We start from the raw sequence: 14,195 nt of genomic DNA, 5'->3' as shown, positions 1-14,195 counted from the left end.
CAATCTGACCAGCACCACGTATAACCGTATCGAAGTATTCAGCGGCGAGACTCCGAGGAGAACCGGTTCGCGAGCGGCTCGCCGGCAGCGACCCGGAGATGCGGCCACGGCGAAGGGAAGCGTTTAGGCGGCCGGACCGCCGACTGTTCAGTGATGGGACTGGAGGAGGAGATCGAGGAGTTGCGCGAGGAGATCGCGGAGACTCCGTACAACAAGTCGACCGAGGCGCACATCGGCCGGCTGAAGTCGAAACTCGCGCAGAAGAAGGAGAAACTCGAAAACCAGTCCTCCTCGGGCGGCGGCCACGGCTACGCGGTCGAGAAGACCGGCGACGCCACCGTCGCCCTCGTCGGATTCCCGTCGGTCGGGAAGTCCACGCTGATCAACGCGCTCACGAACGCCGAAAGCGAGACCGGCGAGTACGAGTTCACGACGCTCGACGTCAACCCCGGCATGCTGCAGTACCGCGGCGCCAACATCCAGATTCTGGACGTCCCGGGGCTCATCGAGGGCGCCGCCGGCGGCCGCGGCGGCGGCAAGGAGGTGCTGTCGGTGGTTCGGACCGCCGACCTCGTCGTGTTCATGCTCTCGGTGTTCGAAATCGACCAGTACGAGCGGCTGCGGTACGAACTGTACGAGAACAAGATTCGGCTGGACACGGAGCCGCCGAACATCTCGGTGCGGAAGACGCACAAGGACGGCATCCGCGTGACGATGCGCGACGACGTCTCGCTCGACGAGGAGACGGTGAAGAGCGTCCTCCGCGAGCACGGCTTCGTCAACGCCGACGTCACGATTCCGCACGACCTCACCATCGACGAACTCGTCGACGGCGTCATGGACAACCGCGAGTACGTGCCGTCCATCGTCGCCGTCAACAAGGCCGACCTCATCGACGAGGCGTACCTGCCGACGGTCCACGAGAACCTCCGCGAACACGACATCGACCCGGAGGACGCCATCTTCATCTCCGCGGCGGAGGAGAAGGGGCTCGACGGCCTGAAAGAGGAGATCTGGGAGGCGCTCGGACTCATCCGCATCTACATGGACAAGCCGGGCCGCGGCGTCGACTACGACGAGCCGCTGGTGCTCCGGGAGGGCGCCACGGTCGGCGACGCCTGCGAGAAACTCGGCGGCAGCTTCGACGACCGATTCAAGTTCGCGCGGGTCTCCGGCGACTCCGCGGTCCACGACGACCAGCAGGTCGGCCGCGACCACGAACTCGCCGACGAGGACGTGCTCCGCATCGTCGCCCGGAAGTGATGGCGGACTCGGCGCGGCTCCGCGACCGATTCGCGCGGGCGCTGCCGGCGTCGTCGCCGCGCCGCGTGCTGGCCGCCGTGCTGCTGTGCGGACTGGTTCCGTGGTCGATTCAGGTCTCGCCGGGGAGCCGCGCGTTTCTGCGGTTCGCGTGGGGCGGCGTCAGCCTCGACCCGGTCGTCGCGCGGACGCTCCTGACGTACCTCGCGTACTCGTCGTCGCCGCTGCTCGGCCGCTGGGTCGCCGCGGCGGCCTGCTGGCTGCTCGCGGTCGGCTCCGCCGCGCTCGGCTTCGTCGACGCCGAGGACGGCCGCGTCACCGCGGGGCTGCTCGCCGTCGCCGGCGCCGCCAACGTCGTGGTCGCGTCGTCGTTCGCGGCGTCGCCGGCCCAGCGCACATACCCGGTCGGCTCGCTGCTTCTGTGGGCGGTCGCGGCGTGGCGCTACCGCGCTGCTCGCGCCGCTCGCGCCGACGCCTGAACTGCTCGGGCCACCGGGACCGAGAATCAATCGCGGTACTCGGCGGGCAACGGTTATCCCGGCCGAGCGGGCGATGGCAAGCATGGACTCGGACGCCCTCGTGTGTTTTCAGCAGAACCGTCGCGGCGGCGGTGACAGGCGGTTCAAGGTGTACCGCGTCGACGTGGACGCCTCGGTCGACGAGTTCGTCGGTCGGCTCGACGACTACGTCGCGCGCGAGACGTTCCGCGACGGCGTGACGCCGCCGCACTGGCTCGACACCGACTCCGCGGTGATGGACGCCCGGCTCGCCGACATCGGCGACAAGCTCGTCCCGTTCGCCGGCTTCCACCTGTTCGTCGTGACCCGCGACGGCGTCCGGCCGTTCCTCGCGGTTCCGCTCGCCGTCGACGTGATTCCGGCGCTCGCCGACGGCATCCGCACCCGCGAGTACGCCGCCGACGACTGCGACCCGGAGACGCTCGCGCCGGCCGCGGACGCGACGCCGACCCGCACCGTCGACGCCGACGCGTTCGGCTGGCCGCTGACCGGCGACGCCGCCGCGGACGGCCTGCTTGAGTGGTGGCACCTGTTCGCGCTCCGCGCCGGCTTCCGGCTGCTCGTCGGCCCGCGGACCGGCGTCGTCGACACCGACGGCGACGCGCCGACGATGCGGGTGCGCCACGGCGGCGACGTGGTCTGCGTCGACGTGCTCGACAAGACGCCGCTGCAGCGGCTCTGCCGCGACGTGGTCTACCTGAACTACCGCGTCAGCGACGTCGCCGGCGCGGACGCCTCGCTCGACGACCGGGTGACCGACGGCCTCCGCCGCACCGCTCGGCTCCGGTACCGGCACGCGCGGCACCTCTGGGCGGTCCGGCACGGCGAACACGACGACTGGCTCGTCGACGTCGACGGCCGCTCCGCCGCCGACCGGACGCTCGCCGACGAACGAAAGACCGCCCGCGCGCGGCTGTTCGCGGACCTCGAATCGACGTACGGAGCCGCGCTCGCGCCGTTCTCCGCCGGGTCGTACGGCGCCGCACTCCGCCAGGCGACCGCGACCCGCGCCGACACGTACGAACTGAACGAGGCGCCCGGCTTCGCCGCCGAAACCGTCGAGGCGGCCGTCGACGACGTCGACCCGAACTTCACGCCCGACCGCCGCCCGCAGCGCTTCTGAACCGGCGCTGTGACGTCGCGGCGGCGTCGCCCGGGTTCGGTAGGGATATGGGTCCGGCGCCCGACGCATCGCGTATGACGTTCAATCTCGACCACGTGATGATGCGGGTGGAGGACCTCGACGAGGCGATGGAGTTCTACACCGAGCTGTTCGGTTACGAGGAGAAGAGCCGGTGGGACGCCGAGACGTTCACCAACGTCCACCTCGGCCCGAAGAACATGCACGAGGAGGGGTCGACGCTCGAACTCACCTACAACCACGACGACCGCAGCTACGACATGGGCGACGCGTGGGGCCACATCGCGGTGCGCGTCGAAGACCTCGAAGCGTCCTACCAGGAGCTGATGGACGCCGGCGTCGAGGACTACCGCGACCCCGAGTCCTGCGGCGGCAACTACGCGTTCGTGAAGGACCCGGACGGCCACGAAATCGAACTGGTGCAGCGCGACCACGGCGCCCGCTGGAGCCTCGACCACACCATGATTCGCGTCGAGGACGCCACCGAGGCGCTCGGCTACTGGCTCCGCACCTTCGAGTACGAACACACCGGCCGCTGGGAGGCGGACACGTTCGCGAACTACTTCATGAAAGCCGAGGGCGCCGCCGAGGAGGCGATGGCCGTCGAACTCACCTACAACTACGACGGCCGCAGCTACGACATGGGCGACGCCTGGGGCCACCTCGCCGTCTCCGTCGACGACCTGGAGGAGGACTGGGCGACCGTCCTGGAGCGCGAATCCGAAGACTACCGCGACCCCGAGTCCTGCGACTTCCGCTACGCGTTCACCAAAGACCAGGACGGCCACGAAATCGAACTGGTCTGACGCCGACCGGCGTTCCGCGCCGCTGCTGACCTGGTTTCGTGCCGAAGCTGACCGGGTTTCGCGCCGCACCCCCGCTAATTATCTCGCGTAATAGTTCGGCCCAAGCGTACATACCGGTCGGCGTCGTCCGGCCAGCCACACCTGCTGAACGGCGCGCCGCCCGGATTCGGCGGTGGGCCCGTTCGGCCATCGACTGCTATGACCGACTCACTCGACGAGGGCGCTGGCTGGCTCCCGCGCCTGATTTCCGGCGCCGACGCCGCCGTCGCGGCGGTCGCCCATCGGGTTCGCCCCGCGGACGTCCTGGTGGTCGCCGGAGTTCCGGCGGTGCTGCTCGCCGTGTTCGCGCTGCCGCGACCGACGAAGCTGTCGTACGCGCTCGCGTACGCGGAGCCGACGCTGCCGGCGATGTACGCCTCGCACTTCGTCCACCTCTCGGTCGGCCACCTCGCGTCGAACCTCCTCGTCTACCTCGCCGTCGTCCCCGTCGCGCTCGCGCTGAGCGCCCGGAGCGGCCGCCGCCGCCTGTTCTTCGTCACGTTCGTCGCGGTGCTCGTCGCGTTCCCGTGGGCGCTGTCCGCGCTGAACATGCTGTTCCCGCGCCACAGCATCGGCTACGGCTTCTCCGGGCTCAACATGGCGTTCCTCGGCTTCCTGCCGCACGCCATCACCTGGGCGGTCGCGGACTGCGTCGACGGCGCGCCTGGAGACGTCGACGCGGACGCAGACGCCGACGAAGGCGCGTACGCGACTACCGACACCGACGCCCCCGTCAGCGGCGCCGCCGTCGCCGCTGTCGCTGACGCGTCGCCGGCGCTGTTCTTCGTCGGGACGGCCGTGGTGTCGTTCTGGGCGGTGCCGCTGTCGACGGCGAGCGCCGCGGCGGGCGTCGCGAGCGTCGTCGCCGTCGCGGTGTACGGCCGAGCGGTCCTCCGGTCGGCTGGCGGTGCTATCGCCGACACCGTCGTCGCGCCGGCCGGAACGGGCGACGGCTACGGCGGCGTGGTGCTGGTCGCGGCGGCGCTGTCGGTGCTGCTGTTGTTCCCGGCGTTCCCGGCCGTCTCGCCCGGCGACGGCACCGTCCTGAACGTGTTCACGCACCTGCTCGGCTACTGCTTCGGCTACATCGTCCCGTTCGTCGCGTTCCGCCTCACGCCGCTGGCCGACTCGCACGTCGGCGCCTGACGGCGGGGTCCATTGGCGGCTGACGGGGACGAACGGACGGGCCTCCCTGCGGACGCAGAAAAAGAACGCCGAGCCGCAGCGGCGTCGTCGTCGGCGTTGTCGGCTGTCGGCGGTGCGGCTTACTCGCGGCGGCGGAGCGCGACGAACGCGCCGACGATGACGAGCAGGAGCAGCACCGCGGCGACGACGCCGAGGTCGAAGCCGGCCGGCTCCTGCACCGGTTCGCTCGTCGCCGGCTCGTCGGTCGGCGTGTCCGCGGGCGTCTCGGTCGGTTCGTCGGTCGGCGTGTCTGTCGGCGAGTCGCCGTCGGTCGGCGTGTCAGTCGGCGTCGACTGCTGTTCGGCGGTCGAGCCGACAGCGAACAGCGAGAAGCCCGGCGTCCGGGCCTCCAGCACGACCGTTTCGTCGGTCGCGGAGACGAGGCTAGTGTCGAGCGTCGACCAGGAGCCGTCGTGGTAGTGGTACACCACGAGGCCGCTCGGGTCGGCCGTGCCGACCGCGTCGCGGTCGACGGTCAGCCGGACGGTCGCGCTCGAGTCGGTGAGCCCGGACGGGACGGTCACGTCGATGAACGCGACGTCGCGGGCGCCGTCGGGCAGCGGCGGGACGGACGCGGGCCGGCCGTCGAGCTGCTGCACCGTGACGATGCCGGACGCGCCGGCGTCGTCGAACGTGATGTCGACTCGGGAGACGCTCGTGCCGAGGTCGACGGTCGCGACGCCGCCCTGCAGCACGTCGGAGACGCGGACCTGCGTCGGCGTCGACGGGCCGGTCGACGGCGAGTCGTCGTCATCGTCGGCGGTGTTGCCGGGGGCGCTCGGCGTGTCCGGCTCGGGGGCGGCGACTTCGACGGTGACGGACTCGGTGACCGTGTTGCCCTCGGCGTCGACGACCGTCGCCGTGACGGTGTGCGTCGACCCGTTCGTGAGCCCGAGGACGGTGTACGTCAGGCCGTCGGCGGTGACGACCGCGTCGCCGGTGACGTCGGTTCCGTCGAGCCGGACCGTGACGTTGCCGGCGTCGATACTGCTCGTGGCGTCGGTGTACTCGAACTCGACGGTCGCCTGCGTCGTCCCCATCGGGAGTTCGCCGTTCGTCGGCGTCGGCGAGATGGTGGTCGACGTGACCGTCGGAGTGTCGGTGTCGCCGGCGACGACGAACGACTCGGTGACGGTGTCGGTGTTGCCGGCGGCGTCGGCGACGGTCAGCGTCGCGGTGTGCGTGCCCGGCCCGAGACCGGTCGCGGTGTACTGGACGCCGGAGGCCGTGACGGTCGCCGGCCCGGTGACGTCGACGCCGTCGACGGACAGCGTGACGGCGGAGACGTTCACGCCGCTCAGGCTGTCGGTGAGCCCGAACGACAGCGGGACCGACGTGGTTCCGTACGGGTGCGAGTCCGTGATGGACTCGGTGACCTGCGGCGCGTCCGTGTCGCGCGGCACCGTGAACGAGACGTTCTCGGTTTCGGCGTTGCCGGCGGTGTCGGGCACGGAGACGTTCAGCCAGTGGGTGCCGGAGCCGACGAGGCCGGACGCGGTGTACGTCACCTGCGACCCGGAGACGCTCGTCGCGGCGCTCCCCGTGACGTCGGCGCCGTCGAACCGCACCGTGACGTTGCCGGCGTCGACCTGCTTGTTGTCGCTGTACTGCACCGTCACCGTCGCGGTCGCGGTGCTGTACGTCGGGCTCGTCGGCGACACGGCGGTCGAGTCGATGCTCGGCGCGGTCGTGTCGGGCGCGACCGGGCCGTACGTCGAGAAGTGCTCGACGGTCGCGACGAAGTACTCGGTGCCGTCGATGACGCGGACCTCGGTGGTGCCGACGGCCTCCCACGACCCGGTGGTCGCGTTGTACCGCCGGATTTCGACGTCCTCCGTGTCGACGCCGGCGGGCGTGTTCCCGGCGGTCGGGATGCGGATGGAGGCGTTGTCGAGGTTCGCTGTGAGCCCCGGGCTCAGTTCGCCGTTCAGGAACGTCGACCCGACGTTCGTGCCGAGTTCGGCGAGCGGCGTGTCAGAGCTGGTGAACGCCGCGTACTCGCTGGTGACGCTCGCGTTCATGTTCAGCACGACGACGGTGCCGTCGCCGCCGCGGATGGTGAACTGCCGGCCGGTGAGCGCCGTCGAGACGTTCGCGGTCGCGGTCGACTCGCCGGCGTTGCCGGCGGCGTCGGTCGCGCTCGCGTTCAGCTCGTACTGGCCGCTGCCGGTGAAGCTGAAGGTGCCGGAGTAGACGTTCGTCGACCCGACTTCGCTGAATCCGTTGACGGTGACGTCGTTTCCGTCCGGGTCGTCGAGGTCGAGCGTCGGCGCGGACGGGACGTCCTCGGAGACGGTGACGTTCACGTAGCCAGTGGTGCCGTCCTTCGGTTTCACGACCGCGCTGACGGTCGGCGCGGAGGTGTCGACGGCGAGTTCGCCGCTGCCGACGGCCGCCGCGTCGTTGCCGGCGGCGTCGGTCGCGGTGACGCGGACGGTGTAGTTGCCGTCGACCGTGAGGTTCGCGGCGTCGAACGTCGCGGTCCACGTCCCGGAGCCGTTCGTCGCAGCCCTGGTCGTCCGGTAGTTCACGTCTTCGGCGACGAGCGTCACGTCGACCGCGTCGACGCCGGAGCCGCCCGTCGCCGCGTCGGCGGCGGTGACGTCGACCGTCACCGTTCCGCCGCCGCCGAGGTGCAGCGGCGACACCGAGTCGACGCCGACGGACGGCGCCGCGTTGTCGACGGCGACCGTCGCGTTCGCCTCCGCGGTGAGCCCGCCGGCGTCGCTGGCGTTCAGCGCCAGCGTGTAGGTGCCGGAGGGCACCGGGTCGCCGGTCGCGTTCGTGCCGTCCCAGCGGACGGTCGCGGCTCCGTCTGCGAGTTCGTCGCCGACGTCGACCGCGTACACCGCGTCGCCGCCGGCGTCGCGGACCACGAAGGTCGCGTCGCCGGGGTTCGCGTCGGTGACGGAGAGGTCGACGGCGACGCCGCGGTTCGCGCCGACCGCGTCGGTGCGGCTCGGCGTCACGTCGACCGTCGGCGGCGTCGAGTCGACGGTGAACGTCCGCGTCTTCGGCGGCATCGCGTTGCCGAGGTTGTCGACGAGCCGCACCGTGACGGTGTGGCTGCCGTCGCTCAGCCCGGTGAGGTTCACGGCGGTCCGGTTCAGGTCCGTGACGGACTGGGCGGCGCCGCCGTCGACGGCGTACCTGACCGCGGCGATGCCGGCGTCGGCGTTCCGCAGCGCGTACGTCAGCGTCACGTTCCCGTCACTGACCGTGGCGCCGGCGGCCGGCGACGTGATGGAGACGGACGCCTGCGGGTTCGTCGCGCGGTCCGCGACGACCGTCTTCGCGGCCAGCGTGTTCACCGAGTCGTTCACCGTGACGGCGTGGGCGCCGACGGCGAACCGGTGCTGGAACGTCACTGTTCGCGAGGTGTTCGCGGGCACCGTCACGGACTTCGCGCCGACGGCGGCGCCGTCGACGAGCAGCCGCACGGTCCGGTCGGCCGACCGGTTCCCGACGTTCCGGACCGTGACGGTCACGTCGACGACGTCGGTGTTCAGCGGCGTCGCGTCCGAGACGCTGAACGTCGTCGTCGTCTCGGAGTCGGTCGACAGGTCGACCGGGTTCGTCGACGCCGAGCCGACCGCGCCGCCGCGGTCGGTCGCGACGACGGACAGCGCGTAGCTCGCGTCGACGGACGCGGCCGCGGCGTCGACGGTGAACGTCGCCTCGTAGACGCCGTCCGCGTCGCCGTCGGTGAGCGTGACGGTGCCGGCGCCGAACGGTCCGGCGTCCACCCGCACCGAGTCGACGCCGCTCGCGTCGGTCACGCGCGCGGAGACGGTGAGTCGGTCGCCGTCGCCGACGACGCCGTTGCCGTCGGTCGCGTCGACCAGCGTCGCGTTGCTGACGGCGGGCGGCTCCGTCGACAGCGTCGTCATCGCGGCGTCCACGTAGAACGGCGACACCGTCACGTTCGCTGTGACGTTCGCGCCGTCGCCCGGTCCGGCGCCGCCCGGTCCGGTCGGCGCGCCCCAGTAGTTCAGCGTGGCGTTGACCGTGCCGGTCGCGTTCGCCGAGTCGGCCACGAACAGCCCGTCCGTCCGGAAGGCGGTGATGCGGTTCTGGTGAACCTCCACTTCGTCGCGGTCGGCGAGGTTCGAGCCGATTTTCACGGCTGCCTGCGGATACGTCGTGTTCGCGGCGCCGGCGTTCGTGAACGTGTTGTTCACCACGTCGACGTCCCGTGTCGCCGTGTCGAAGACGGCGCTGAACGGCCCTTCGACGAACACGCCGGCTTTCGTGGAGTTCGTCACCGTGTTCTGCGCGACGACCGCTCCGTCGACGCTGATGAGCGACACGGCGGACCCGGAGACGTTCGTGAAGTCGTTTTCGGTGACGGTGAGTTCACCGAGGTTCCACAGCCTGAACCCGGTCGACGCGTTCGTCACCTCGTTGTCGGCGATCGTCCACCCGGTCTTGACGTGGTCCTGGCCGCCGGATTCGCCGCCGTGGATGACGGGGTTCGCGACGTCGACGAACCGGTTGTTCGTCACTGTCAGGTCGTCCCCGGCGTTGTTCGCGTTGATGGCCTTCTCGGTGTCCGTGAACGTGAACCCTGTCACGGTGACGCCGTCCGGGTGGGCACCCGTGAAGCCGATGCCGCCGTGAATCGTCGCGCCGTCCGCGCCGACCAGCGTGAGGTTCGCGGTGTCGACCGCGACGGACTCGTCGTAGCTGCCGGCGGCGACGAACAGCACGTCGCCGGACGCGGCGTCGTCGACGGCGGCCTGGATCGAGGCGTACGACTCGCCGGTGTCGGTGTTCGTGACGGGGCTGACCGTCGACGCGGTGCCCGCGCCGGTGAGCGATGCGTTCAGCCACGGCGCGAACGCCACGTCGCCGGTGACTGCTGCGCCCTGGCTGCCGGCGTTGTAGCGGTTCGCGTCGGCGGCCGGGCCGTTCGCGCTCCCCCAGTAGTTCAGGGTGGCGTTCAGTTCGCCGGCGCCGTTGTTCGCGACGGCGACCGCGTCGCCGCCGGACTGGCCGGTCGTCCCGAAGTCGTTGAACTGCAACGTCACCGCGGCGGCGTCGATGCCGGCGGTGACGTTCACGGCGACGTCGGTGTGCGTGAACGTCGTGCGGCGGACGGTGAGCGACCCGGTCGGCTCGTAGCCGAGCCCCGTGAAGTCGTTGAACTTCACGCCGGTCGTCGTGTTCGCGACGCGGCTGTCCTCGATGACGAGGCTGCCGACGCCGCCGACTTCGAACGCGCCGACGTCGCTCGTCACGTTCCGGACGGTGACGTTCTCGAACGTCGCCCGCTCGGTGTCGAACAGGCCGACCGCGGCGACGCCGCCCTCGACGACGGCGTCCTCGACGGTGACGTTCCCGGTCTCGTAGTCGTCGTCGGTGTTCGAGACGGTGTGCAGCCCGATTTCGCCCGGGGCGGCCCGAACGGTCAGGTCGCGGACCGTGACGTCGTCGACCCTGATGCGGTCGCCGCTCGTGACGTTCTCGATGCTGACGGCGGTGCCGCTCTCCGGCGCGATGACGGTCCGGCCGGCGCCGGCGCCCTCAAGCGTCACGGACGTGTCGACGACGACGCTCTCGGTGAAGGTGCCCGCGGAGACGCGGACGGTGTCGCCGGCGGCGGCGTGGTCGACGGCGGCCTGAATCGTGCCGTAGACGCTGGACCCGCCGGAGACGGTGGCGACGCCGCCCGTGAAGTTGTTGCTGGCGACGAGCGCGGCCGCGTCGAGCCCGGAGCCGGTCGTGACGTCGTACACCGGGACGTCGTAGCCGGTGAACGTGTTTCCGGCGACGGTGACGTCGGTCGGGCCGGCGTTGCCGGCGCCGGGTTCGCCGAACCGGAGCGCGACGCGCTCGGAGTCGTCCTCTGCGACGAACGTGTTGTCGACGACGGTGACGCCGGTCAGCGTCGCCGCCGGGGTGTCGCTGTCGTTGTAGTCGCCGTCGTCGCGGGCTTTGATGGCGAGCGCGCCCGAGAAGTCCCGGCCGGAGACGGCGGACGTGAACTCGCCGGAGCCGACGAACCGGGAGTCGCGGACGGTGACGTTCTCGTAGTCGCCGGCCTTGAGGTTGATGTCGAAGCCGTTGTTGTACTGGTAGGTGTCGTCGACGCCGCTGTCCTCGACGGTGATGCCGTCGAACACCGCGTCTTCGAGCTTCTCGACGTACAGCCCCTTCTTGTCGTTGTCGGCGAAGGTGACGTCGACGAAGCTGACGTTGCTCACGGTCGAGTCGCCGGGTGTGTCGTACTTCTTCGCGAAGTAGACGCCGAACGTGTTGTTCGCGAAGCGGCTGTCGGCGACGCGCAGGCCGTCGACGGACTGCGTGCTCGCGACGTCGAGGCCGGTGTTGAAGTTCCGGACCGTGACGCCGCGGATGACGACGTCGTCGGCGGCGAGCGAGATGCCGTCGCCGTCGCCGCTGCCGTTGACGACGACGGCGCCGGCGCCGACGAGCGACAGCGGCTCGTCGACGGTGAGCGACTCGTCGTACGTCCCGTTCGCCACCCGGACGGTGGCGCCGGCGTCCGCGGCGTCGATTGCCGTCTGGATGGAGAGGCCGTCCGCGACGACGTACGTCGACCCGAGGTCGACCTCGTCGCCGGCGCTGTGTGTCAGCGTCCGGACGGTCGAGCTGCTGTTGTTCGCGAGGCCGCGCGCGAGCGAGACGGCTTCGGACTCGGTTTCGGTGTAGAACACGAAGTCGTCGCCGCGCGGTCGGTGGTCAGGGTTCTGCACCGCGTAGTCGTACGCGGGCGCGTACAGCGCGCCGAGCGTCCCGCCGAACGCCTGGTCGGAGTACAGCGAGATGGACTCGTTGAGGTCGCTCGACGGCGCGACGGTGACCTCGGAGGTGTTCTCGACGAGCGTCCAGCCGCTCGGGTAGTTGTTCTTCACGCTGGTCGAGACGTCGTACAGGCCGACGCCGCCCCAGCCGTTCCCGGTCGTGTCGACGTCGTCGAGCGTCACGTTCCGGACCCCCGAGAGCGCGACGCCGACGCCGCCGGTGCCTTCGCCGTCCGCGTCGACGTTCCGCAGCGTCGCGTTCACGACGTTGTTCAAGTCGAGTTCGTTGCCGGCGGAGCCGTTGACGGCGACGTTCTCGATGGTGAGGCCGTCCACGAACGCGGCCTTGATGGTGTCGTCGGAGCCGGACTGCTCGGTGCCGTAGACGGTGAGGTTCCGCAGGGTGACGTCGCTCTGGTTGTGGACGTATATCGGCCACGACGCGCCGGAGCCGTCGACGACGACGCCGGACTTCGACTCGCCCTCGATGGTGATGCCGTCTTTCGACACGTCGACCCGGTCGCCGCCGAGGTCGTAGTACCCATTCGCGACGTGAACGGTGTCGCCGGAACTGGCACCGCTGACCGCGGCACTGAGCGTCCCTACGATGGACGCACCTGTCGTACCGGTGGCGTTTCCGGCGTACGCTGCGGTGTCGAAGTCGTTGCTCTCGAAGATGGTGGTCGTGTCGAGGCCCCCGGTGTAGTCCGCAAGGTGCCAGGTGTTGTTCGAGAAGTTGTTGCCGGTTACCTCAACGTTGGTCGAACCGGACACAGCGAGCGCACCCATGCTGTTCGATAGCGTGTTGTTCGCGACCACCGTTGTCTCGTTTGTACTGTGACCGGATAGGAGGATATCCGTCGCGAGCCAGTTTCCGGGTGTGTAGTCGTGTCCACTGACCGTGTTCTCCTTTATTATACCAACTGCAGATCCAGAAATCTGAATGCCGTTCTGCGCGGTGACGTCCGTCGGCCCTTGACCCGTTACGTCGTTGTCGATGACGCGCGCGGTGAGCCCGCTACCGCTCGCGACGAAGCCGCCCTTCTGATAATCGACGAGCGTCGAGTCTTTCATCGTGAACGTCCGCTGTTGACCGTCGAGGTTGTATACCGCGACGGCGGTGCCATGCTGGCTGCCCGAGAACTGAGAGTTCATCACGTTCTCCACGGTGACGTTCGCGATTGTGCCGCTCGCATTCGCATACGCGATGCCGTGGAACTCGACGTTTCCGTCGCCGTTGTTTGCGCCGTCGACAGTCAGCCTCCGCACGTCAGCGTTAGCGTTCTCCACGACGAGGGCGGCGTACCCGGCTTCGCCGCCAGCCGTCGTGAACGAGTGGGCGAGGGAAGACGGTGACTTGATCGTCGTCGCTTCCTCGCCCGCGCCGACGATGCTCACGTTCGTCTCGATAACGACTTGCTCGGTGTAGGTGCCTGCGGCGACGCTGACCGTGTCGCCGTCCCCGGAGGCGTTCACGGCGTCCTGAATCGACATCCCGGAGCCGACCAGGTACGTTCCCTGTCCGTCGGTGACGACGGCGTCCGGCATGGTGGCGCCAAAGGAGAGCGCGTCGGATTCGGTGGCGAAGTAGACCGTCGTGTTCGGGTAGGCGCTGGTGGTGGCTTCGTAGCCGTAGCCGTCGAGCGAGACGTTGCTGACCGTCCCGGAGATTGCGCCGACGGAGATGCCGTTCGAGTTCACGCCGGCGAGCGTGTTGCCGGAGACGTCGACGCCGTCGACGCTGCCGCCGTAGTTCGCCGCGACGGCGAGCGGCCCGGCGAACCCGGAGACGTCGTTGCCGGTGACGGTGACGTTCGCGACGGTTTCGCCGCTCCCGCCGCTCTCGTCGTCGAGGACCATGATGCCCTTGTTGTGGAGGTCGGTGAACCCGGACCCGACGACGACGTTGTTCTCGATGCGGACGTCGCTGCCGGAGACCCGGATGCCCTGCGCGAACGGCGCCGACGAGCCGCGGCCCGCGGCGGCGACGCGCTCGACGGTGAATCCGGAGACGGTGGCGCCGTCGTGCGTGACTTTCACCGCCGGCTGGCCGGTGGCGCTCCCGGGCGCGTATCGAATCGTCGCGCCGTGTGGCGACTCGGCGGTCAGCGTCACGTCCTCGTCGACGACCACCTGGCCGTCGTAGGTGCCGTCGCGGACGACGACGGTGTCGCCCGCGTCGGCGAGGTTCATCGCTTCCTGTATCGTCGCGGTCGCGTTGGTCCCGACGACGTAGCCGTCGCCGACGGTGTCGCCGCCGCTCGCGCCGCTCCAGTCGTCGTCGACGTAGATGGTCGTCGGGTCGGCCGCGGCGGCGGGGGCGGCGAGCGTCGCGAGCGCGACGACCGCGGCGAGCAGCACCGCGCGCCGAACCGCGCTGGCGTCCGAGCGCGTCATCGGTCCTCCGGCGGTGCAGGCCGCTTGTCCGCCGGCGATGTCGGTCTGTTCGCCGCCGATACTGGTCTGGTCGGGACCGTCG

Annotated in this window: 6 protein-coding genes; 5 read left to right on the top strand and 1 reads right to left on the bottom strand. The window is 70.1% G+C overall.

The features are described 5' to 3' along the window. Positions 1-153 precede the first annotated feature (153 nt). The 5 genes from ACQUS7_RS08865 (at position 154) to ACQUS7_RS08845 (ending at position 4,910) form a co-directional block, all read left to right on the top strand. Positions 154-1,263, top strand: coding sequence for an OBG GTPase family GTP-binding protein (locus ACQUS7_RS08865; protein ID WP_435126797.1), 1,110 nt, complete (start codon positions 154-156; stop codon positions 1,261-1,263). Further along, positions 1,263-1,739 carry a hypothetical protein gene (locus tag ACQUS7_RS08860; protein ID WP_435146450.1) on the top strand — a complete coding sequence of 159 codons (477 nt, stop codon included), beginning with the start codon at positions 1,263-1,265 and terminating at the stop codon, positions 1,737-1,739. Before ACQUS7_RS08865 ends, ACQUS7_RS08860 begins: the two co-directional genes overlap by 1 nt. Before the next feature lie 82 nt (positions 1,740-1,821). Next, complete coding sequence (locus ACQUS7_RS08855) at positions 1,822-2,901, top strand: hypothetical protein (protein WP_435146448.1); 1,080 nt, start codon at positions 1,822-1,824, stop codon at positions 2,899-2,901. A 74-nt stretch (positions 2,902-2,975) separates the two neighbouring features. Further along, entirely contained in the window at positions 2,976-3,725 is a 750-nt protein-coding gene (locus ACQUS7_RS08850) for a VOC family protein (RefSeq protein WP_435146446.1), read from the top strand. A gap of 198 nt (positions 3,726-3,923) precedes the next feature. Continuing rightward, the gene (locus tag ACQUS7_RS08845) at positions 3,924-4,910 is read left to right on the top strand and encodes a hypothetical protein (protein ID WP_435146444.1); all 987 of its coding nucleotides are present in this window, start codon (positions 3,924-3,926) and stop codon (positions 4,908-4,910) included. 119 nt (positions 4,911-5,029) lie between these two features. Here ACQUS7_RS08845 and ACQUS7_RS08840 read toward each other — a convergent pair whose 3' ends face one another. Continuing rightward, positions 5,030-14,113: a right-handed parallel beta-helix repeat-containing protein gene (locus ACQUS7_RS08840; RefSeq protein ID WP_435146442.1), complete on the bottom strand. Its 9,084-nt coding sequence runs from the start codon at positions 14,111-14,113 to the stop codon at positions 5,030-5,032. Positions 14,114-14,195 lie beyond the last annotated feature (82 nt).

Source organism: Halobaculum sp. P14 (assembly GCF_051195155.1).
Taxonomy (GTDB): domain Archaea; phylum Halobacteriota; class Halobacteria; order Halobacteriales; family Haloferacaceae; genus JBNTKA01.
This window is presented reverse-complemented; position numbering and strand designations above follow the sequence as displayed.

Excerpts from the sequence above, each read along its gene's own strand:
- ACQUS7_RS08860 (WP_435146450.1), top strand. The coding sequence starts at position 1,263 with ATGGCGGACTCGGCGCGGCTCCGCGACCGATTCGCGCGGGCGCTGCCG.
- ACQUS7_RS08845 (WP_435146444.1), top strand. The coding sequence starts at position 3,924 with ATGACCGACTCACTCGACGAGGGCGCTGGCTGGCTCCCGCGCCTGATT.
- ACQUS7_RS08855 (WP_435146448.1), top strand. The coding sequence starts at position 1,822 with ATGGACTCGGACGCCCTCGTGTGTTTTCAGCAGAACCGTCGCGGCGGC.
- ACQUS7_RS08850 (WP_435146446.1), top strand. The coding sequence starts at position 2,976 with ATGACGTTCAATCTCGACCACGTGATGATGCGGGTGGAGGACCTCGAC.
- ACQUS7_RS08840 (WP_435146442.1), bottom strand. The coding sequence starts at position 14,113 with ATGACGCGCTCGGACGCCAGCGCGGTTCGGCGCGCGGTGCTGCTCGCC.
- ACQUS7_RS08865 (WP_435126797.1), top strand. The coding sequence starts at position 154 with ATGGGACTGGAGGAGGAGATCGAGGAGTTGCGCGAGGAGATCGCGGAG.